Raw genomic sequence first — 20,395 nt, 5'->3', positions numbered from 1 at the left:
TTCCCGGGCGGGCGCGACGGGCGTCGGCCGGTCCGCCAACTCAGGTCGCTTGCGCGACCTTCAGACATGCGGACCTGAGCGGCTGCGCCGCTCGCCGACGCCCGTCACGCCCGCCCGGCAGGACCGCCCATGCCCCGGATCGCCCCCGCCCCACCGCCCGCCTCGTGAGGTTGCGACGGCCACCCGCGCTGTCGGTTAACCTCCGCGCCACTCAGAACCGGCATTCCCTCCGCATGATTCGGCACATCGTCTTCTTCTCCGCCCGCGACAAGGGCGATCTCCCCACCATCCTCGACGGCCTGCGCCTGCTGGAGCAGATTCCCGACGCGCGCTTCTTCGAGGTCCAGCCCTGCGCGCGCATCGACCAGATCGGCAACGAGGTCGAGGTGGTCGTGTACGGCGAGTTCGACGACGAGGCGGCGCTGGCGCGCTTCAAGGCGCATCCGCTGTACGAGGAGTCGATCCGCGTGGTGCGACCCTTGCGTGAATTGCGCGTCGCGGCGGATTTCGTGTCGCGGCTGTCGTAAACCGCCAGCGCGGCGGGTATCGCGGCCGAGGGCGGCGGCGCGCCGCGCGGCATTGCAAAGGCTTGCAGCCATGGCAGACAACAACCCTCCCGTCGACAAGCCCTACGCCCCGTCCTGCGACCGCAACCGCGAGGTCATCCTCGCCGTGCTCGCCGAACATTTCGCCGACCGCAAGGCGGTGCTGGAGATGGGCGCGGGCACGGGCCAGCATGCGGTGTTCTTCGCGGCCGGGTTGCCGCATCTGACCTGGCAGGCGAGCGAACGCGCGAGCGAGCTGCCGGGCCTGCGGCTGTGGCTCGACGAGGCGGCGCTGGCCAACGCGCCGGCCCCGGTCGAGTGGGACGTGGCCACCGGCCTGCCCGCCGCGCTCGCGGGCGGGCGCTTCGACGCGGTGTTCAGCGCCAACACGCTGCACATCATGGGCTGGCCCGAGGTGGAAGCCTTCTTCGCCGCGCTGCCCGCGCTCGCCGCCGCCGACGCCAGGCTCGTCGTGTACGGGCCGTTCAACTACGGCGGACAGTTCACGAGCGAGAGCAACGCGCAGTTCGACGTGTGGCTCAAGAACCGGGGCGCGCACATGGGCATCCGCGATTTCGAGGCGGTGGATGCGCTGGCCGCGAAGGCCGGCTTCGCGCTGGTCGAGGATCGGGCGATGCCGGCGAACAACCGCTGCGTGCTCTGGCGGCGGGGCTGAGGCCCGAACCCGTCTAGAGCGGCGCCTCCCGGCATTCCTGCCACTCCACGGCTGTTCCCACCCGCGCGAACACGACCGGCAGCGCCACCTGCGCCTTGGGATGCACGTCGTGGAACAGCAGCACGCCGCGCCGCTTGATGAGCATCAGCGTGACGATCCGCCCCGTCACGTCATTGGCCGAGACGCGTGCGTTCCAGTCCTGCGAGTCGATGTTCCACAGCGCCACCCGCAGGCCCTGTTCGCGGAAGAAGGCGCCGCTGTCGGCCGTGCGCTGGCCATAGGGCGGGCGGAACCACGGCGCCACCATCGCCTCGGGAAAGGTCGTGCGCAGCAGCGCCTGGGTGCGCGTGACCGAGTCCTGCCAGGCGTCCCAGCGCTGGTGCGACTGGTGCTCCCAGCCGTGCGATGCCACGCACTGGCCGCGATAGGCGGCCGCCAGCGCGTCGGCGCCGCCGCGCGCCACCCGTGCCTGCAGGTTGCCGCCCAGCAGGAAGAAGACCCCGCTGCGCCGCGCCGTCGCGAGCATGCGCAGCGTGTCGTCGGTGCTGCCGCCGGGCGCCGACGGGCCGTCGTCGAAGCTGAGCAGGAAGCGCGTGTCGGGCAGGGCATCGCCATTCCATTCGCCGTCGTTGAAGCGGTCGATCTCGCTCGTCGTCTTCGGGAACAGCGCGGCGAGGCGCATCTGCTCGGCCACATAGGTGCGCGCGAAGGCCGCGAGATTGGCGTGCCACGCGGCCTGCCCGGCCGGCAGGCGCGCGGCCCAGGCGGTCGCGGCCGAGGTCAGGGCCGAGGCGGAGGCCGGTACCGCGTCGAGGCAGGTCCAGTCGGCGGCGTAGCGGGCGCAGTCGATCGAGGCCGCGCGGTAGTTGGCGAGCGCCAGGTCGGTTTCCCGCGCGGCCCAGCGCTCGACCGAGGCGCGGTTCAGGCTCTTGACGCCGAACGCGGCCGTCATGTCGGCGTCGGGCAGGCGCCGCAGTTCGTCGAGCGCGCCGACATACACCAGCAGCGCCGCGCGCGATGCCTTGTCGAAGCCGGGGCGGCGGTCGATCGCCTCGGTCCAGAGCGACGGATCGACCTGGGCGACGGCGGCGGGGCCGGCGGCGCGCGCGGGCGCCGAAACCAGCGTCGCGCCGAGCGCCAGCGCGGCCGTGAGCACGAGCGCCGACTTCACCGCGCGCCCTTCTGCCGCATGCGCTCGATCGCCTTGTCGTAGACCGGATTGGCGGCCTCGGCCCGGGCGGCGCGGTATTCCCGCGCGGCGTCGTCCCACTGGCCGGCGTCCTCGTAGATGCGGCCGTTGTTGTAGCGCGAACTGGCGCGCACGCGCGCGGCGGTCGGGCCGTCGGCGAGCGCGATGGCCTTGCGGTTCGCCCACATCGCCTCGGCGACGCGGCCGGCCTTCTGGAAGGCGAGCCCGAGGTTGCTGTACGCCTGACCGTAGCTGGCGTCGATCTCGATGGCCTGCTGGTAGAGCGTGATCGCCTCGTCGAGGTTGCCGGCGCGGTAGGCCGTCTCGCCGCGGCTGTTGAGGGCTTGCGCGTCCGCGCTGCCGTCGGTGCCGGTGGCGGCGGGCGCGGTCGAGGCCGGCGCGTCCATCACGCCCTGGAACTCGGGGCCTTGCAGGCGCCGTTCGCTGACGACCGAGGTGATCCGGTTCAGGTCCTGGATCTCGCCCTCGGGCGTGATCGCGAAGACGATCCACAGGTTGCCGGTCTGCTGCAGCGGCACGTAGTAGGTCTTGACCAGCGTCTGGCCGACATAGACGAAGACCTTGGCGCTGCTGCGCGACAGGCGCGGGGTGCGCGGGTCGGCGCGGTCGGTGTAGTCGTGTACCGCGTACACGTAGCGCTCGCCCACGTGCCGGCGGTTGAGCGTGATGGTCTCGGGCCCGAAGCCGTCGGTGTCGTCGACATCGAGCATGGCATCGGCACCGCGCATGCTCTCGAAGTAGACGTGATTGCCCGGAAAGACGACGTGGGAGTCGAGATCTTCCGGTCGGGCGCCCCAGTTGAGCACCACGCGCAGTCCGTCGAGGTTGTTCATGACCGGGCTGATCGCGTAGGTCATGTCGGCGCAGGGGCACTTCACGACGAGGTTGGAATAGCCGGCCTTCTTGACGATGAGCAGCGCGCCGGCATCGTCGGCGAAGGCGGAGGTCAGCGCGACCTGGCCCTGGGCATTGGTCACGCCGGAGACCGATTGCTCGCCGTTGCGCTGCAGGGTCACGGTCGCGCCGTCGATGCGCCGGTCCTTCACCGTGGCGCTGAGGATCTGGACGTTCACCGGCGCCGCGTGGGCGCCGAAGGCGGCGGTCGCCAGCAGGGCGGCGAGCAGACGGGCGGCCGGACGGCCGGTCGGGATGCGGAACATGGCGTTCTTTCTCGGGGTGTCGTTCTTGGAAGCAAGCGCGCCCGAAAATCGCACACTCCGGCGGCGACATGTTTGCGCCCGGACCGATGCCGTTCCCGGCTGTCGTTTCAGAGCGCCACCGTCCGCCGTTCCAGCCACTCGCGCGCCGCTCCCTCCACCAGCGGCCCGACCCGCTCCCGCACCTCCGCGTGATACCCGTTGAGCCACTCAACCTCCTCATCGGTCAGCAGCTCCCGCACAACGCAGCGGGTGTCGAGCGGGCAAAGCGTCGCCGTCTCGAACCGCATGAACTCCCCGAACTCCGTCGCCTCCGCCTCGGCGCACAGCACCAGGTTCTCCAGCCGCACGCCCCACTTCCCCGGCCGGTAAATCCCCGGCTCGATGGACGTGAGCATCCCGGTCTGCATCGCCGTCTGCGGCTCGGCCGCACCGCGAAAGCTGATGCTCTGCGGCCCTTCATGCACGTTGAGAAACCAGCCCACGCCGTGCCCGGTGCCGTGGCCGTAATCCACGCCCGCCGCCCACATCGGCGCGCGCGCGATGGCATCCAGCATCGGCGCCCGGATGCCCTTGGGGAAGCGCGCCCGGCTCAGCGCGATCAGCCCCTTCAGCACCAGCGTGAAATCGCGCTTCTGCTCGGCGCTGGGCTTGCCCACCGGCAGCACCCGCGTGATGTCGGTCGTGCCGCCGGTGTACTGCCCGCCTGAATCGATCAGCAGCAGCCCGTCGCCCTCGATGACCGCATGCGACTCGGGCAGCGCGCGGTAATGCGGCATCGCGCCGTTGGCGTTGAAGCCGGCAATCGTCGCAAAGCTCAGGCTGATGTAGCCGGGCCGGCGCGCGCGGGCGGCGGTGGCGCGCTCGTCGATGGTGATTTCGGTGATGCGCTCGCGGTTTACCGCGCCGTCGAACCAGGCCATGAACTCGGCCAGCGCGGCGCCGTCCTCGGCCATGGTGTCGCGCAGCAGCTCGATTTCGGCCGGCGTCTTGCGCGCCTTGGCGAACACGGTCGGGTTGATCGCCTCGATGACGGTCGCGCCCTCAGGTATCGCCTGGCGGAAGCCGTAAGTCAGGCGACGCGGATCGATCAGCACGCGCGCGTCGACAGGCAGGGCGGCCAGCGCACTGCGCGCCGCTTGGTAGGGCGCCAGCGCGACGCCGTCGGCCGCCAGACGCGCGGAGAGATCCGCGTCGACTTTTTCGGGTTGCACGAACAGGGTGGCGCCTTCGGTGCCGACGAGGGCATGGGCCAGGAACACGGGGTTGAATTCCACATCGCTGCCGCGCAGGTTGAGCAGCCAGGCGATGTCGTCGAGGGTGGACAGCCAGTGCCAGTCGGCGCCTTCGCGGGCCATGGCGGCGCGCAGGTCGGCGAGCTTGGCGGCGCGGCTGACCGGCGCGCGCGCGTGCTCGTACACCGGCGCGGCGGGCAGGGCCGGGCGGTCGGGCCAGATGCGGTCGAGCAGGTCGAGGTCGGTGCGCAGGGCGATGCCGCGCGCCGCCAGCTGGCCGGCGAGCTGGCGGCCGGCGGCCACGCCGAGCACATCGCCGTCGACCGCCACGGTGGTGCCGGCCGGCAGCGTGGCGGCCAGCCATTCGCCGTGGCCGGGGTCGGCGGGGGTACCGATCTTCATCAGCGCAAAGCCGCTGCCGGCGAGTTCGGCCTCGGCCTGGACCCAGTAGCGGCTGTCGGCCCACAGGCCGGCAAAGTCGGCGCCGACCGCCGCCGTGCCCATCGACCCGGTAAAGCCGCTCATCCAGGCGCGGCCCTGCCAGTGCGCCGGCAGGTATTCCGACAGGTGAGGATCGGCCGAGGGGATGATGACGGCGTCGACGCCGCTGGCGGCGAGTTGGGCGCGCAGGGCGTCGAGGCGGGAAGCGGGGTTGGCGGGCGGCATGGGCGGCGGGGTGGGAGGCTGTTGGAAAGCCGATGCTAAGCCCCGCACGGCGGCTGTCGGAACGCAAGACAGCTGTGGTTAACGGGAAATCCCGGGCAGACCGCCGGGCGATGCGCCGGGTATCTGAGGCGGCGGGCACACGACAAATTTCACGAAAGCGCCGGCACACAGGCGTTCAGCAAGAGGAAGCGGGACTTGGAGCAAGGCAAATGAGCGGCCCCGTGACGGGCGCCGCTGCGCATGACGAAGACGCAATGAGCCCGCCCGGCGCGCGCGGGCGGCGCCTGCGGCCGCTGGCCGCCTATGCGCTGGCACTGGCGCTCACGCTCGCGACGGTGCTGGCGCGCGCGCTGATCGAGCCGGCGGTGCAGGCGCGGCCGCTGATGATTCTGTTTGCGCTGCCGGTGGCGCTGGCGGCGCTGGCCGGCGGTCTGGGGCCGGGGCTGCTGGCCACCGCGCTGGCGGCCGGCGGCGTGGCGCTGCTGTTTCATCGGCCGTTCGACGGCACGGCGATCGAGGTGCCGCCGCACGATCTGCTCCAGTGGCTGCTGCTGATCGCCATCGGCGGCTTCGTGAGCCTGCTGAGCGGCGCGCTGCACCGCACGCGCCGGCGCGTCGAGGCCGACCGGGCGATGCTGGCGGTGACGCTGGCGGCGATCGGCGATGCGGTCATCTGCGCCGACCGGCTGGGCCGGGTGCAGGGCATGAATGCCGAGGCCGAGCGGCTGACCGGCTGGACGGCGGCCGAGGCGCGCGGGCTGCCGCTGATCGCGGTGTTCCACAGCCACGACGCGATCGATGGCCGGCCCGTCACCGATGTGGCCGAGCGCGCGCTCGCGCTCGGCGCGCCGGCGTCGCTCGACGATTGCCGCCAGCTGCGCCGGCGCGGCGGTGGCGCCTGGCTGCCGATCTCGGCGCGCTGCGCCCCGGTGCCCGACGAGGCCGGCGGCTGGCGCGGCATGGTGGCGGTGTTCCGCGACGAGACTGCCCGGCTGGCCGATGCCGCCGCGCTGCGCGAGAGCGAGGCGCGGTTCCGGCAGGTGGCCGAATGCCTGCCGCAGCTGGTGTGGACCTGCACGCCCAACGGCCAGTGCGACTGGATCAGTCCGCAATGGGCCGCCTATACCGGCGTGCCGGCCAGCGTCCAGCTCGGCACCGGCTGGCTCGATCAGGTGCATGCCGACGACCGCGCCGAACTACGCACCGCCTGGCGCACCGCCGTCGCCGAGCAGACCGACTTCCATGCCGAGTTCCGGCTGCGCCGGCATGACGGCGTCTGGCGCTGGTTCGATACCCGGGGCGCCCGCCTGCTGGGCGACGACGGCCGGCTGGTGAAATGGTTTGGCGCCAGCACCGACGTGGACGACAGCCGCCGCATGCTGGCCGAGCTCGAAGCGCACCGCAGCGACCTCGAAGCCCGCGTCGCCGCGCGCACCGCCGAGGCCGAGGCGGCCGGGCGCGCCAAGAGCGAATTCCTCGCCAACATGAGCCACGAGATCCGCACGCCGCTCAACGCGGTGCTCGGCTTCACCCGGCTGCTGCGGCGCGACGACGGCGCCATCGACCGGCTCGGCTATCTGGCGCGCATCGACGATTCGGCGCGCCACCTGCTGTCGATCATCGACGACATCCTCGACCTGTCCAAGATCGAGGCCGGCCGGCTGGAGCTGGAGCAGGCCAATTTCCCGCTCGCCTCGGTGCTCGACGAAGTGCGCTCGCTGATCGGCGATGCCGCCGCCGCCAAGGGCATCGCGGTCGAGATCGACACCGACCATGTGCCCACCTGGCTCAGCGGCGATCCGACCCGGCTGCGCCAGGCGCTGCTCAACTACGCGAGCAATGCGGTCAAGTTCACCGCCCAGGGCCGGATCGTGCTGCGCGCCCGGCTGCTGAGCGAGACGGCCGACGCGCTGCTGGTGCGCTTCGAGGTCGAGGACAGCGGCATCGGCATCGCGCCCGAGCAGCTGGCGCGGCTGTTCGAGGCCTTCGAGCAGGCCGATGCGTCGACCACGCGGCGCTATGGCGGCACCGGGCTCGGGCTGGTCATCACGCGCCGGCTGGCCCGCATGATGGGCGGCGACGCCGGCGCCACCAGCACGCCGGGCCAGGGCAGCCGGTTCTGGTTCACCGCCCGGCTCGGGCACGGCGAGGCCGGCCAGCCCTTGCAGGCGCCCGACGTGGGCGTGACCCGCGCCGTGGCCCGGCTGGCCCGGGCCCAGGCCGGCGCCCGCGTGCTGCTGGCCGAGGACCATCCGGTCAACCGCGAGGTGGCGGTGTGCCAGCTCGAACTCGCCGGGCTCGACGTGACCGTCGCCGAAGACGGCCAGATCGCGCTCGACAAGCTGGCCACCGAGTCCTTCGACCTGGTGCTGATGGACATGCAGATGCCGCGCCTCGACGGCCTGGACGCGACCCGCGCGATCCGCCGCATGCCGGGGCTGGAGCGGCTGCCGATCATTGCGATGACCGCCAACGCGTTTGCCGAGGACCGCGCCGAATGCCTGGCCGCCGGCATGAGCGATTTCCTGTCCAAGCCGGTCGATCCCGAGCGGCTTTACGAGGTGCTGCTGCGCTGGCTGCCGGCGCGTGCGCCCGCCGCCGCGCTGCCCGATCTGCCGCCGGCCTGACCTGGAGCAAGCGCCTGCGTTGCCCGGCCGCAACCGGCGGCCCGGCACGCGCGGCGCGGGTATTCCTGCCTCGCCGCGCGTGCCTGCCGGGCCCGAGCATCGGCGCTCCAATCACATCAGGAGAGAGCCATGCAACCGACGATCCGTTCGATCGCCCATCTGTGCGCCGTGGTGGCGCTGTTCGGCGCGGCCGCCGTCCAGGCCCAGACCCCGCCGCCGATCCAGCGCACGGTGGTGGGCAAGGGCGATGTCTCGGTGCCGGGCCGCGAGGCCATCGTGGCGCGGGTCGAGATCGCCGCCGGCGCCAGCGTGGCGCGCCACACCCATCCCGGCGACGAGATCAGCTACATCGCCGAGGGCGAGACCGAGCTGCTGATCGACGGCGAGCCGGCGCGTGTGGTGAAGGCTGGCGAGAGCTTCGTGATCCCGGCCGGCGTGGTGCATGCGGCGCGCGCCATCGGCACCGGGCCGGTCAAGTTGATCGGCGTGTATGTGGTGGAGAAGGGCAAGCCGCTGGCCACGCCGGCGCCGTGAGCGGCGCGGCCGGTCATTGGCCGCATAGCTGGCTTTCGCAGGGAATGCCGTCGTTGTCGCCGTCCATCTGGGTGCCGGGGCAGTTGCGCAGCACCCAGGTGGCTTCGGCGCAGGAGCTCATCTGCGAGCAGAGCGTGCGGCCGTTGCATTGGTAGCTGGCGGCGGCCGGCGCCGGTAGCGCAAAGCTGTCGGCAGGCGGATCGGCCAGGGTTTGCGCTGGCCGGGCGCTGCGATGGTCCTGCCAGGCGCTGATGGCGCCTGCGACGGCGAGCGCCACGGCCGCCAGCAGCACCGGCAGCCGGCTGCGCCGTCGCGGTTCGGCCAGCGCGCGGCGCGGCCGGTGCGGCGACCGGCTGGGCGGCGGCGGTGGCGCCAGCGGCGCGCTGTCGGTCGCTGGCGCGCGGCGTTGGATCGGTTCCAGCGTCAGCGCCGGCGCTGGCCAGAGGTCCGCCGACGACTGCGGATCGGCCGCAGGCGGCAGTGCATCGGAGGCCGGCGGCAGCGGATCGGGCGAGCGCGACAGCCGCAGCGCACAGGGCCGGCCGCGCTTGTCGCTGCCCGGCTCGAACCACAGGGTTTCGCCGACGCGCGGCAGCTGGCCGTCGTAGGGAAAGGCGCCGATGTGCACGAAGACATCGGCTGCGCCGCGCACGGCGATGAAGCCGAAGCCGCGCTCGGCATTCCATTTCTTGAGTTTTCCTTGCTGGCGCATGACTGGGCGACGGGGCTGGGCGGGCGCGCAGTGTCCCGGCGCAGAAAGCCGACCGCAAGCCGCGCCGCGCCGGCGACGTGCCGGAATGCAGCGCCGCCGTCCGCCGCTCGCCGCCGGGGCGCCCGGCCCGTCTTCCGACGCGCTCAGCCGCGCGTGCCCAGCCCCATGCGCAGCCCAAATCCGCGCCCGCCGGCCACCAGCCGCAGCCGGTCCTGATGCGCACGCGCGACCATGTCGGCCAGCACCAGCCCCAGGCCCGCGTGATCGGGCTGGCGCTCGTCCAGGCCGCGTTGCAGATCGTCGCGGCGCGCGGCATCGACGCCCGGGCCGTCGTCGTCGAGGGTGATGGCGCCGAGCGCCGCATCCCAGCCGATGCTGACCGCGCTGGCGCCGTGGCGCGCGGCGTTGTCGAGCAGATTGGCCAGTGCGGCGGCCACCAGATCCGGGTCGGCGCTGAACGCGGCATCGGCCACGTCGAGCGCCAGCCCCGAGGCCGGCACCTGCGCCACCAGCTCGCGCAGCCGCAGCGGCACGCGCTGGGCATCGGTGCCGCTGCGGAACAGCGCGAGCAGCGCGCCGACCACGGTGGCCAGCCGCCGGGTGGCGGCGCGGGTGCGGCCGAGCCGGTCGCGCAGCGCGCCGTCGGCCTCGCGCTGGGCCACGGCCAGTTGCGCCTCGATGCCGGCGAGCGGCGTGCGCAGCGCATGCGCGGCATGGGCGGCAAAGGCGCGCTCGGCGGCGGCGCGGCGCGCCAGCCGCTCGGCCAGCGCGCCGATGGCGTCATGCACCGGCACCAGCTCCTCGCGCTCGGGCGGCGGCAGCGCGGCGGCCAGCGGCCGGGGCGTGGCGGCCGGCACCGGATCGAAACGGTCGAGCGCATCGGTCAGCCGGCGCAGCGGCGCCAGTTCATCGCGCACCCGGCGCCGCAGCCACAGCGCCAGCCCCAGGCCCAGCGCCAGCGCGCCGGCCGAGGTGGCGGCCACCAGCTCGCGCCGCGCGCTCACGCGCTCGCTGCTGCGCTGCGCGACCTGGATGGCGAGCGCGCCGGTCCGGCCGGTGAGCGTGAACACGCGCCAGCCGTCGGCGGTGCTGGCATAGCCGTCGCGCAGCACGGGCGTGAGCGGCTGATCGGGCGCCGCATGCGAGCGCAACTGCACATGGCCGTCGCGCAGGCTGCGCAGCTGCCAGACCACGCGCTCGTGATGCGGCCGGGCCGGCAGGCTGCCCGAGGTGTCGGGCAGATCGTTGTCCTCCAGCTCGAACAGGCCCAGCAGCAGCTCGGCCGATTCGCGCAGCGCGTCGTCGAGCAGCGCATCGGTCTCGTGCGTGACGATGGTGCCGATCACCAGCGCCGCCGCCAGCCCGAAGCCGACCGACAGCACGATGACCGTGCGCGCCAGCCGCTGGACGATGGACGGAATCACGCGCGGCCCGCCATGCGGTAGCCCAGGCCGCGCACGGTCTCGATGGTGTCGCGGCCGATCTTCTTGCGCAGGTTGCTCAGATGCACCTCGACCGCGTTGCTCGACAGCTCGCCGTCGAAGCCCCAGAGCATCTGCTCAAGGTCGGCGCGCGGCACCACGCGGCCGGCGCGGCGGGCGAGGGCTTCGAGCAGCGCCCATTCGCGCGCGGTGAGATTGAGTTCGGTCTCGCCGAGCCAGGCGCGGCGCGCCGCCGGATCGAGGCTGACCGGACCGGCGACCAGCCGCGCGGTCGGCTGGCCCACGCCGCGCCGGGCGGCGGCGCGCACGCGGGCGGCCAGTTCCTCGGGCGCGAAGGGCTTGACGAGATAGTCGTCGGCGCCGGCGTCGAGGCCCTCGATGCGCTCGGGAATGCGGTCGCGCGCGGTGAGCAGGAGGATGGGCGTGGCATTGCCGGCGGCGCGCAGGCCGCGAATCCAGTCGAGGCCGGAGCCGTCGGGGAGCTGCCAGTCGACGAGCAGGGCGTCGTAGGGGGCGGGCAGGGCGGCGCGGGCTTGGGACAGGCGGGTGAGCCAGTCGACGGTGTGGCCGTCGCCGCGCAGGAAATCGCGCAGGGCTTCGCCGAGGAGGGGGTCGTCTTCTAGGAGGAGGAGGTGCATGGGTCGGCGCGACGGGACGGGGAAGGGAAGTGTCGCACCGGGATCGGACCGCTTGCCGTTGGGGCCTTGAGCCGAATACCGGCGCCCCATCCACTTCATTCGGCTCAACCACTGAGCCGATCACTGCTAGCATTCGGCTCATGCCCCACTGGATCTGGCAACACCCGCACTGGCCGCAGCTGCGCTGGCAGCCCGATGCCATCGCCGCGCCGCTGCGCGCGGTCACGCTCGCCCAGGGCCGATTGCTCGGCAAGGCGCATGGCTCGGCGCCCGGGGTGCAGGCCGCCTTCACCCTTGACGCGATGCTGCAAAACCTCATCGATTCGAGCGCCATCGAGGGCGAGCAGCTCAATCGCGAGTCGGTGCGGTCCAGCCTCGCGCGCCGGCTCGGGCTCGACGCCGCCGTCACGCGCAAGCCCGAGGCGCGCGGCGAAGGGCTGGCGCAGATCACGCTCGACGCCACGCAAAACCTTGCCGCGCCCATGACCGCCGAGCGGCTGCTGCAATGGCAGCGCTGGCTGTTTGCCGGCGACGACGGCGGGCTGCTCGGCCTGCGCATCCGCGTCGGCGACTGGCGCGGGCCCGACACCATGCAGGTGGTCTCGGGCCGCAGCGACCGGCCAACCGTGCATTTCGAGGCGCCGCCGCGCGCCGGTCTCGAAGCCCGCATCGATGAATTCCTGGCCTGGTTCAACGCCAGCCGCGCCGATCCGGCGCTCGATCCGCTGCTGCGCGCGGCGCTGGCGCATCTGTGGTTCGTCACGCTGCATCCGTTCGATGACGGCAATGGCCGGCTCACGCGGGCGCTGACCGATCACGCGCTGGCCCAGGGCGAGGGCGAGAGCATCCGGTTCTATGCGATGTCGGTCGCCATCCTGGCCGACCGCGAGGGCTATTACCGCGAGCTGCAAGCGGCCCAGCGCGCCGATCCGGAGGCGCCGCTCGATCTCACGCCCTGGCTGCTGTGGTTTCTGACCACGCTCGGCGCCGCCATTGCCGATGCGCTGGCGCGCATCGGCCGCGTGCTCGACAAGGCGCGGTTCTGGGCCGTGCATCACGCGAGCGATCTGGGCGCCGAGCAGGTGAAGGTGCTCAACCGGCTGCTCGACGGCGCGACCGACGACCGGGGCGGCTTTGCCGACGGCATCAGCGCGGCGCAGTACGGCGCGGTGGCGCGGGTGAGCAAGGCCACGGCCACGCGCCATCTGGCCGAGCTGCTCGCCAAGGGCTGCCTGTGCAAGTTGCCGGGCGGCGGGCGCAGTACGCGCTACAAGGTTTGTCTGCCGGGCGATGCGGCGCCGCTTCAGACGCCCTTAATTCCCGACGGCTAAGGTCGCCCAGCCGCTTTCCTCCAGGCCGTCAATGAACATGCCGCCATTCCCGCGCCGCCCGGTCCTGCCGCTGGTCGCGCTCTGCCTCGCGCTCGCCGCGCCGGCCTTCGCCGCCGAGCCCGCCACCGTCGCCGTCACCCAGCTCCAGCGCCAGCGCGCCCAGATCGAGACCGCGCCGCTGCAAGCCGCGACCGCCGCCACCACTTCCGAAGCCCGGCTCGACGGCCGCGCCGTCGCGCCCGCCAGCGCCCAGACCGTGGTGAGCACGCCGCTCGCCGGCGTGTTGCAGTCGGTCGAGGCCGAGCCGCTGCAAGCCTTGTCACGCGGCGCGCTGCTGGCGCGCGTGGCCAGCCCCGATCTGCTCGCGCATCAGCGCGAACTGCGCAGCGCCGCGCTCGAAGCGCGCCTCGCCGCCGACAAGCTCAAGCGCGATCAATCGCTGTTCGCCGACGGCCTGATCGCCGAATCGCGCCTGCATGAAACCCGCGCCGCCGAGCAGCGCGCCAGCGCCGCGCTCGACGAGCAGCGCGCCGCATTGCGCCTCGCCGGCCTGTCGCCGGCCGCCATCGAGCAGGGCGCGGGCGGCGCGCTGTCGCCCGCGCTCGAGCTGCGCGCGCCCGAGGCGGCCACGCTGGTCGAATGGCTGGCCCAGCCCGGCCAGCATCTGGAAGCGGGCGCGCCGGTCGTGCGCCTCGTGCGCAGCGGCCGCCTGCTGCTGGAGCTGCAAGCCACGCCAGCCCAGGCCGCATCCATCGCGCCCGGCGCCAGCGTGCGCGTCGACGGCTGCGCCGCGGCCGGCAGGATCACCGGCAGCGCGCCGCAACTCAGCGCCGGCGCGCAGACCGTGCTGCTGCGCGCCGACCTGCCCGATGCCGCGCGCTGCCTGCGGCTCAACCAGTACGTCAGCGCCACGGTCGCCACCGGCGGCGCGGCGGCGGCGGGCGGCGGCGCGCGCTTCCAGATTCCGTCGTCGGCCATCGCGCGCAGCGACAACCGCATCGTCGTCTTCGTCGAGCGGCCGGGCGGCTTTGTGCCGGCCGAGGTGGAAATCCTGTCCCAGTCGGCCGACACGGCGCTGGTGCGCGGCGCGGCGCTGGCGCCCGGCCAGCAGGTGGTCGTGAAGGGCACGGTGGCCATCAAGGGCATCTGGCTCGGCCTCGGCCACGAATAAGGGGCGGCCGATGCTTTCCAGACTGGTGGCGTTCGCGCTCGCGCAGCGCCTGCTCATCCTCGTGCTCACCGCGATGCTGGCGGTGGCCGGCGTGTTCGCCTGGCGCGCGCTGCCCATCGACGCCTTCCCTGACGTGTCGAGCACCCAGGTCAAGATCATCGTCAAGGCGCCCGGCATGACGCCCGAAGAGGTCGAGACGCGCATCGTCGTGCCGATCGAGCAGGAGATGCTCGGCATCCCCAACGCGCGCCTCGTGCGCTCGATGGCCAAGTACGCGATTGCCGACGTGACCATCGACTTCAACGAAGGCACCGACCTGTACTGGGCGCGCCAGCAGGTCAACGAGCGCTTTGCCGGCGTGCAGCCCGAGCTGCCGACGACGGCCAGCGGCGGCATCGCGCCGGCCACCACGCCGCTCGGCGAAGCCTTCATGTTCACCATCGAGGGCAATGCGACGCTGGCCGAAAAGCGCCGGCTGCTCGACTGGACCATCCGCCCGCAGCTGCGCTCCATCGCCGGCGTGGCCGACGTCAATGCGCTCGGCGGCGCGGTCGAAACCTTTGAAGTGGCGCCCGACGTCGCGGCGCTCGCGGCGCGCGGCATCACGCTGGCGCAGCTGCACGACGCCGTCGCCGCCAACAACCGCAACGACGGCGCCGGCCGGCTGCGGCAGGCGGAAGAAAGCCTGCTGGTGCGCGCCAGCGGCAGCGTGCAATCGCTCGACGACCTGGGCGCGGTGGTGGTCGCTGAGCGCGCCGGCACGGTGGTGCGGGTGCGCGACGTGGCCCGCGTGGGCATGGGCGCGCTGACGCGCTACGGCGCCGTCACGCGCGACGGCAAGGGCGAGTCGGTCGAGGGCATCGTGCTGACGCTGCGCGGCGCCAATGCGCGCGCCGTGGTCGATGCGGTGCGCGCGCGGCTCGGCGAGATCGGCAAGACCATGCCGCCGGGCATCACGCTGGTGCCGTTCTACGACCGTGGCGAGCTGGTCGGGCGCGCCATCGATACCGTGTCCAAGGCGCTGACCGAGGCCATCGTGCTGGTGCTGGTGCTGCTGTTCCTGTTCCTCGGCAACTTGCGCGCGGCCTTCGTGGTGGCGATGATCCTGCCGCTGTCGGCGCTCGGCACCTTCGTGCTGATGAGCCGGGCGGGCTTGAGCGCCAATCTCATGTCGCTCGGGGGCTTGGCGATCGCCATCGGCATGCTCGTGGACGCGGCGGTGGTGGTGGTGGAGAACGTCGAGGCGCATGCGGCACATCCGCCGCCCGGTGCGTCCCGGCCGCATCTGCACACGGTGTGGCGCGCGGTGCAGGAGGTGAGCACGCCGGTCGCGGCCGGCATCGCGATCATCGCAATCGTGTTCACGCCGCTGCTCAGTCTTGAGGGGCTGGAAGGCAAGCTGTTCGCGCCGGTGGCGCTGACCATCATCTTTGCGCTGGCGGCGTCGCTGCTGCTGTCGCTGACGGTGATTCCGGTGCTGGCCGGCATGCTGCTGAAAAAGGTGTCGCACACGACGCCGCCGCTGGTGCGCTGGCTCGAGCGCGGTTATGCGCCGCTGCTGGATGGGGCGCTCGCGCATCCCAAATGGGTGGCGGCCGGTGCGGTGGCGGCGCTGGCGCTGGCGGCGGCGCTGTGGCCCTTCATCGGCAAGAGCTTCATGCCGACGATGGACGAGGGCGACGTCATCATGCAGATCGAAAAGCTGCCGTCCATCGACCTCGACCGCTCGCTCGCCACCGATCTGCTGGTGCAGCAGCGCGTGCTCGAAGTGGTGCCCGAAGTCGCGCACATCGTCGCGCGCACCGGCTCGGACGAGCTGGGCCTCGACCCGATGGGCCCGAACGACAGCGACACCTTCATCGTGCTCAAACCGCCAGCCGAATGGCGCTCGCCCGACAAGAACCGGATCATCGATGCGGTGCGCGCGGTGGCCGGCGAGTTCGCCGGCATCAACACCGCCTTCACCCAGCCGATCGAGATGCGCACCGCCGAAATGCTGTCGGGCGTGCGCGGCGATCTGGCGGTCAAGATTTACGGCAGTGACCTTGCCACGCTCAACGAGGCGGCGCGCAAGGTGGTCGAGGTGCTGGAAAAGATCGCCGGCAGCGAGGACGTGCTGACGGTGCAGAACGAGGGCGTGCAATACCTGCGCGTCGACATCGATCGCGCGGCGGCCGGGCGCTTCGGCTTCACGGTGGAAGACGTGCAGAACGCGCTGCGCCAGATGGTCGAGGGCGCCGAGGCCGGCATCGTGGTGCAGGACGGCCGCCGGCTGCCGCTGGTGCTGCGCGGCGGCGAGGGCATGCGCATCTCGCCCGAGCTGTTCATGCAGCTGCGCCTGCCGCGCGCCGACGGCGAAGCCGTGCCGCTGGCCGCACTCGCGCGGCTGGAGCAGGGCGAAGGCCCGCTCAAGATCGACCGCGAGAACGCCCAGCGCTATGCCGTGGTGCGCGCCAATGTGCGCGACCGCGATCTGGTCGGCTTTGTCGACGAGGCCAAGGCGGCGGTGAGCGCGCAGGTGCCGCTGCCGGCCGGCTACCGCTTTGAATGGGGCGGCCAGTTCGAGAACCAGCAGCGCACCGCGGCCCGGCTGGCGGTGGTGGTGCCGGCGGCGCTGGCGCTGATCTTTCTGCTGCTGTTTGCCACCTTCGGCTCGCTGCGGCAGGCGACGCTGGTGTTCGCCAACATCCCGTTTGCGCTGGTGGGCGGGGTGGTGGCGCTGGCCGTGACACGCGAATACCTGTCGGTGCCGGCGTCGGTCGGCTTCATCGCGCTGATGGGGATTGCGGTGCTCAACGGGCTGGTGCTGATCGGCTATTTCAACCAGCTGGCGGCGCGCGGCATGGCGGTCGCCGAGGTGGTGCGGCAGGGCGCGATGCGCCGGCTGCGACCGGTGCTGATGACGGCCAGCATCACCGCCTTCGGGCTGGTGCCGCTGCTGTTCGCGACCGGGCCGGGCTCTGAGATTCAACGGCCGCTGGCCATCGTGGTGATCGGCGGGCTCATCAGCTCGACCGCGTTGACGCTGCTGCTGCTGCCGGTGCTGTTCCGGCGCTTTGGCATGGAGAACAAGGCATGAGCGGAGGGAATGGGGTGGCTGCGGAATCCGCTGGCCTGGAGGCGGTCGGCACGGCCACGGCGCCGCAATTCGACCGGCTGCTGACGGTGGTGGCGCCAGTGGCGCTGCAGGATGAGCTGATCGATGTGCTGCTCGGCCTGCCCGAGCTGGTGCGCGGCTTTACCGCCACGCCTGCCGACGGTTTTGGTGCCGGCGTGCGGCTGCCGAGCGCCATCGAGCAGGTGACCGGCCGGGCGCGCCGGGTGCGGCTGGAAGTGGCGCTGACCGAGGCCCAGATCGCGCCGCTGCTGGCCGCGTTGAAAGCGGCGCTGCCGACGCCCGAGATTGCCTACTGGGTGCTGCCGGTGCTGGGCTTCGGGAGGCTGGCATGAGCTACGGCGTGAAGCGGTTGTGGCCGATGCGATGCCTGCCGGCGGCGATTTGGCTGGCGCTGGCCGGCTTGGCCGCGCTGGCGAACGGCGCGGCGGCGCAGACGGCTCTGACGGCGCAATCCGGCGCCACGCCCGCAGGCAACGAGCCGGCGCCGCCGCACCACGCGCCCGCCGCGCCAATGCGCCAGGCCCCCGCCGCGCCGGCGCTCAACCTTGCGCTGCCGGCCAACCTCGCCACGCCGGCCGACGCCAGCGACCCATCCGAGCCCGGCCTGCACGACCACGCGCCGGCGCTGCCGGCCGACCTCGCTCGTGTGCTGCCGCCGGCCGAGCTGGCCGAGCGCGCCATCGCCGGCCTGCCCGAGGTGAGGGAGCGCCTGCGCGGCATCGACTACCGCGCCGCCGAGCGCGACCGGCTCGCCGCCGGCCCCTACGAATGGACCGCGCGCGCCACCGTGCAGCAGCGCCGCGAGGAGATCGGCCCGCGCTATCACGAGCAGGAAGTCGCCATCGAGCGCGGCTTTCGCTGGAGCGGCAAGGTCGAGCAGGACCGCAAGCTCGGCGCGACCGGCGTGCGCATCGCGCGCAACGGCTATTCCGATGCCTGGCACGAGGGCGCGCGCGGGCTGGTCGCCGGCTGGTTCGCGGTGCTGCGCGAGGCGCGCGCGGCGGCCCGGCTGGCCGAGCAGCAGGCCCAGCGCGAACGCGCGCTCGGCGTGGTGCGCAAGCGGCTCGCGGCCGGCGACATTGCGCGCATCGAGCTGGGTCTGGCCGAATCCGAAGCCGCCCAGGCCCGCAGCGCCCAGCGCGCCGCACTGGCCCGGGCCGCCGTGGCGCGGGCCGATTTCGCGCGCCGCTACGGCATCGCCGCGCCGCCCGAGACCGTGGCCGCGCTGCCCGAGCCGAGCTATGAGCCGGTCGATGTCGACCGCTACATCGAGGCGGTGCTGGCCGACAACCACGAGATCCGGCTGGCCGAACTCGATGCCGCGCACGCCCGCCTCAGCGCCGACCGCGAGCGCGCCGAGCTGCTGCCCGATCCGACCGTGGGCGTGCATGCCGGGCGCGAGCGCGGCGGCGCGGAACGCATCGTGGGCCTGAGCTTCTCGATGCCGATCGGCGGGCCGGCGCGCAGCGCGCGCGTCTCGGCCGCGCTCGCCGAGGCCGACATGGCCGACGAGCGGCTGCGCGCGACCCGCGCCCGCGTCGTGCAGTCGGCCTTCGAGCTGGCCACGCTGGCGAATGCCGCGCGCGAGGGCTGGGACAGTCTGGCCGGCGCCGCCACGCTGGCCGAGCGCAATGCCGATCTGGCCGAGCGCGGCTATGCGCTCGGCGAGCTGGGCATCAACGAGCTGCTGCTGGCGCGGCGTCAGGCCATCGAGGCCCGCAGCGCCGAGGAGACCGCGCGCGTCGGCCTGCTGGAGACGCATGCGCGGCTGCTGGTCGACCGGCATGCGCTCTGGGCGCCGCCCGAGGACGAAGACGAGTGAGCCGCGCCGCGTCGTGTAACAAGCCGTCGCAGCCGCGCTAGAGTGCCGGCCGGTCAATTCGCAGGGATGTTTCCGATGACGGGGGATGACATGCAGCCGCGCGCGGCAGACGCGCATCGGCAGGCGGCGCGGCCGGGCGGCGGCGCGGCGGGCTTTGCGTCGGCGCGGCGGGCCGTGCTGCTGGCGCTGGCCTGCTCGGCGCTCGGCGCCTCGGCCCAGCTGGCCGGCGCCGGCGAGAGCCAGCAGCCGCGTCCGGTCACGCCGCGCGGGCCGCTGCTGGCGCAGGAGCAGGCGATGGTGGCGCTGTTCGAGTCGACCGCGCCGTCGGTCGCCTACATCACCACCGAGACGCTGCAAGCCACCGGCCTGTTCCGCGCCGAGGTGCAGCAGGGCGCGGGCAGCGGCTTCGTCTGGGATGCGGCCGGTCATGTGGTGACCAACAACCATGTGGTCGAGGGCGCCCGGCGCGTGTTCGTGCAGCTCGACGCCGGGCAGCCGATCGAGGCCACGGTGGTCGGCGCCTCACCCGAATACGACCTGGCCGTGGTGCGGCTCAAGCGCGTGCCGGCCGACCTCAAGCCGATTCCGCTCGGCAGCTCGAAGGAATTGCGCATCGGCCAGTCGGTGATCGCCATCGGCAATCCGTTCGGGCTGTCGCGCACGCTCACCACCGGCATCGTCAGCGCGCTCGACCGCGAACTGCCGACCACCGATTTCCGCGAGGTGGCCGGCGTGATCCAGACCGACGCGGCGATCAACCCGGGCAATTCGGGCGGCCCGCTGCTCGACAGCGCCGGCCGGCTGGTGGGCGTGAACAGCGCGATCAAGTCGGCCTCGGGCAGCTCGGCCGGCGTGGGCTTCGCGATTCCGGCCGATCTGGTGAATCGCGTGGTGCCGGCGCTGATTGCGCGTGGCCGGGCGCCGTTGCCGGGCATCGGCATCGCGCCGGTGCGGCCCGACATCGTCGCGCGCGCCGGGATTGCCGGCGTGGTGATCGCCGACATCGGTCGCGGCACGCCTGCCGCCGACGCCGGGCTGCGCGCCTACGACTCGCGCAGCGGCGACCTCGGCGACGTGATCATCGGCGTCAACGGCCGCCGCGTGAACACGCTGTCGCAGTTCGTCAGCGAGCTGGATCGGGCCGGCATCGGCCAGACCGCCGAACTGACCGTGGTGCGCGGCAATCGCGAGCGCACGGTCAACATCAGGGTGATCGATCTGCGGCGGTAGAACGGCGCTGGCGGGCTGTGTGTATCATTGCGTGTCGCACGCCAGATCGGTGTGCCCGGCGTGCAAGGCTTCGTGGCCTTGCAAATGCCGCCAGACGCCGGGTTCGATGGGCGTCGCGGTTTCCCGGGCCGATGCGAGGGTCCGCTGGTTGCGGCGCACTTCCCGATGCGGGAGTCGCCGCCCGGATCCAGCCAGAAAGCGTTTTCTTCCAGGGTTTGCGTTGCGGGTCGCGTGGTTTGCTGCGACCGCTCCGGCACTTTCGTCCGGTCTCCATCGGTCGC

General features: G+C 72.7%; 16 protein-coding genes. 10 read left to right on the top strand and 6 right to left on the bottom strand.

Going from position 1 to position 20,395, the window contains the following annotated elements:
- The first annotated feature begins 233 nt into the window (after positions 1–233).
- Both B9P64_RS11270 and B9P64_RS11265 read left to right on the top strand, forming a co-directional pair.
- Positions 234–527, top strand: coding sequence for a Dabb family protein (locus B9P64_RS11270; RefSeq protein ID WP_028312571.1), 294 nt, complete (start codon positions 234–236; stop codon positions 525–527).
- A gap of 70 nt (positions 528–597) precedes the next feature.
- On the top strand, positions 598–1,221 hold the full coding sequence (locus B9P64_RS11265) for a DUF938 domain-containing protein (protein WP_028312570.1): 624 nt from the start codon (positions 598–600) through the stop codon (positions 1,219–1,221).
- Between the two features lie 13 nt (positions 1,222–1,234).
- Here the strand turns inward: B9P64_RS11265 and B9P64_RS11260 are convergent, their stop codons facing one another.
- From B9P64_RS11260 to B9P64_RS11250, 3 genes are all read right to left on the bottom strand, one after another.
- A complete protein-coding gene (locus tag B9P64_RS11260; RefSeq protein WP_051378974.1) occupies positions 1,235–2,392 on the bottom strand; it encodes a polysaccharide deacetylase family protein in 1,158 nt (385 codons plus the stop codon).
- On the bottom strand, positions 2,389–3,591 hold the full coding sequence (locus B9P64_RS11255) for a tetratricopeptide repeat protein (RefSeq protein ID WP_034412190.1): 1,203 nt from the start codon (positions 3,589–3,591) through the stop codon (positions 2,389–2,391). Before B9P64_RS11255 ends, B9P64_RS11260 begins: the two co-directional genes overlap by 4 nt.
- Positions 3,592–3,698: 107 nt before the next feature.
- Positions 3,699–5,489, bottom strand: coding sequence for an aminopeptidase P family protein (locus B9P64_RS11250; protein ID WP_085316322.1), 1,791 nt, complete (start codon positions 5,487–5,489; stop codon positions 3,699–3,701).
- A 209-nt stretch (positions 5,490–5,698) separates the two neighbouring features.
- On the opposite strand from B9P64_RS11250, the gene B9P64_RS11245 reads away from it, so the two are divergent.
- Both B9P64_RS11245 and B9P64_RS11240 read left to right on the top strand, forming a co-directional pair.
- Positions 5,699–8,116, top strand: coding sequence for a PAS domain-containing hybrid sensor histidine kinase/response regulator (locus B9P64_RS11245; RefSeq protein ID WP_176256803.1), 2,418 nt, complete (start codon positions 5,699–5,701; stop codon positions 8,114–8,116).
- Positions 8,117–8,245: 129 nt separating this feature from the next.
- Positions 8,246–8,650: a cupin domain-containing protein gene (locus tag B9P64_RS11240; protein WP_085316320.1), complete on the top strand. Its 405-nt coding sequence runs from the start codon at positions 8,246–8,248 to the stop codon at positions 8,648–8,650.
- A 13-nt stretch (positions 8,651–8,663) separates the two neighbouring features.
- Here B9P64_RS11240 and B9P64_RS28030 read toward each other — a convergent pair whose 3' ends face one another.
- The 3 genes from B9P64_RS28030 to B9P64_RS11225 form a co-directional block, all read right to left on the bottom strand.
- Positions 8,664–9,362, bottom strand: coding sequence for an excalibur calcium-binding domain-containing protein (locus tag B9P64_RS28030; RefSeq protein ID WP_085316319.1), 699 nt, complete (start codon positions 9,360–9,362; stop codon positions 8,664–8,666).
- A gap of 143 nt (positions 9,363–9,505) precedes the next feature.
- A complete protein-coding gene (locus B9P64_RS11230) occupies positions 9,506–10,786 on the bottom strand; it encodes a histidine kinase dimerization/phospho-acceptor domain-containing protein (RefSeq protein ID WP_085316318.1) in 1,281 nt (426 codons plus the stop codon).
- Positions 10,783–11,442, bottom strand: coding sequence for a response regulator transcription factor (locus B9P64_RS11225; RefSeq protein ID WP_085316317.1), 660 nt, complete (start codon positions 11,440–11,442; stop codon positions 10,783–10,785). Before B9P64_RS11225 ends, B9P64_RS11230 begins: the two co-directional genes overlap by 4 nt.
- A gap of 140 nt (positions 11,443–11,582) precedes the next feature.
- Here B9P64_RS11225 and B9P64_RS11220 point away from each other — a divergent pair, with 140 nt between their 5' ends.
- From B9P64_RS11220 to B9P64_RS11195, 6 genes are all read left to right on the top strand, one after another.
- Complete coding sequence (locus tag B9P64_RS11220) at positions 11,583–12,773, top strand: Fic family protein (RefSeq protein ID WP_085316316.1); 1,191 nt, start codon at positions 11,583–11,585, stop codon at positions 12,771–12,773.
- A 31-nt stretch (positions 12,774–12,804) separates the two neighbouring features.
- Positions 12,805–13,944: an efflux RND transporter periplasmic adaptor subunit gene (locus B9P64_RS11215; protein ID WP_085316315.1), complete on the top strand. Its 1,140-nt coding sequence runs from the start codon at positions 12,805–12,807 to the stop codon at positions 13,942–13,944.
- Positions 13,945–13,954: 10 nt separating this feature from the next.
- Positions 13,955–17,023, top strand: coding sequence for an efflux RND transporter permease subunit (locus tag B9P64_RS11210; protein WP_085316314.1), 3,069 nt, complete (start codon positions 13,955–13,957; stop codon positions 17,021–17,023).
- A 14-nt stretch (positions 17,024–17,037) separates the two neighbouring features.
- Complete coding sequence (locus B9P64_RS11205; RefSeq protein ID WP_235839969.1) at positions 17,038–17,394, top strand: DUF3240 family protein; 357 nt, start codon at positions 17,038–17,040, stop codon at positions 17,392–17,394.
- Between the two features lie 179 nt (positions 17,395–17,573).
- Complete coding sequence (locus B9P64_RS11200; RefSeq protein WP_139826267.1) at positions 17,574–18,884, top strand: TolC family protein; 1,311 nt, start codon at positions 17,574–17,576, stop codon at positions 18,882–18,884.
- A 75-nt stretch (positions 18,885–18,959) separates the two neighbouring features.
- On the top strand, positions 18,960–20,114 hold the full coding sequence (locus B9P64_RS11195) for a S1C family serine protease (RefSeq protein ID WP_235839968.1): 1,155 nt from the start codon (positions 18,960–18,962) through the stop codon (positions 20,112–20,114).
- Positions 20,115–20,395: the final 281 nt, after the last annotated feature.

Origin of the sequence: Derxia lacustris (assembly GCF_002105195.1) — a bacterium.
Lineage (GTDB): Bacteria > Pseudomonadota > Gammaproteobacteria > Burkholderiales > Burkholderiaceae_E > Derxia > Derxia lacustris.
This window is presented reverse-complemented; position numbering and strand designations above follow the sequence as displayed.

Excerpts from the sequence above, each read along its gene's own strand:
- B9P64_RS11200 (WP_139826267.1), top strand. The coding sequence starts at position 17,574 with ATGCGCCAGGCCCCCGCCGCGCCGGCGCTCAACCTTGCGCTGCCGGCC.
- B9P64_RS11210 (WP_085316314.1), top strand. The coding sequence starts at position 13,955 with ATGCTTTCCAGACTGGTGGCGTTCGCGCTCGCGCAGCGCCTGCTCATC.
- B9P64_RS11255 (WP_034412190.1), bottom strand. The coding sequence starts at position 3,591 with ATGTTCCGCATCCCGACCGGCCGTCCGGCCGCCCGTCTGCTCGCCGCC.
- B9P64_RS11195 (WP_235839968.1), top strand. The coding sequence starts at position 18,960 with ATGACGGGGGATGACATGCAGCCGCGCGCGGCAGACGCGCATCGGCAG.
- B9P64_RS11240 (WP_085316320.1), top strand. The coding sequence starts at position 8,246 with ATGCAACCGACGATCCGTTCGATCGCCCATCTGTGCGCCGTGGTGGCG.
- B9P64_RS11270 (WP_028312571.1), top strand. The coding sequence starts at position 234 with ATGATTCGGCACATCGTCTTCTTCTCCGCCCGCGACAAGGGCGATCTC.
- B9P64_RS11220 (WP_085316316.1), top strand. The coding sequence starts at position 11,583 with ATGCCCCACTGGATCTGGCAACACCCGCACTGGCCGCAGCTGCGCTGG.
- B9P64_RS28030 (WP_085316319.1), bottom strand. The coding sequence starts at position 9,362 with ATGCGCCAGCAAGGAAAACTCAAGAAATGGAATGCCGAGCGCGGCTTC.
- B9P64_RS11215 (WP_085316315.1), top strand. The coding sequence starts at position 12,805 with ATGAACATGCCGCCATTCCCGCGCCGCCCGGTCCTGCCGCTGGTCGCG.
- B9P64_RS11225 (WP_085316317.1), bottom strand. The coding sequence starts at position 11,442 with ATGCACCTCCTCCTCCTAGAAGACGACCCCCTCCTCGGCGAAGCCCTG.
- B9P64_RS11250 (WP_085316322.1), bottom strand. The coding sequence starts at position 5,489 with ATGCCGCCCGCCAACCCCGCTTCCCGCCTCGACGCCCTGCGCGCCCAA.
- B9P64_RS11265 (WP_028312570.1), top strand. The coding sequence starts at position 598 with ATGGCAGACAACAACCCTCCCGTCGACAAGCCCTACGCCCCGTCCTGC.
- B9P64_RS11245 (WP_176256803.1), top strand. The coding sequence starts at position 5,699 with ATGAGCGGCCCCGTGACGGGCGCCGCTGCGCATGACGAAGACGCAATG.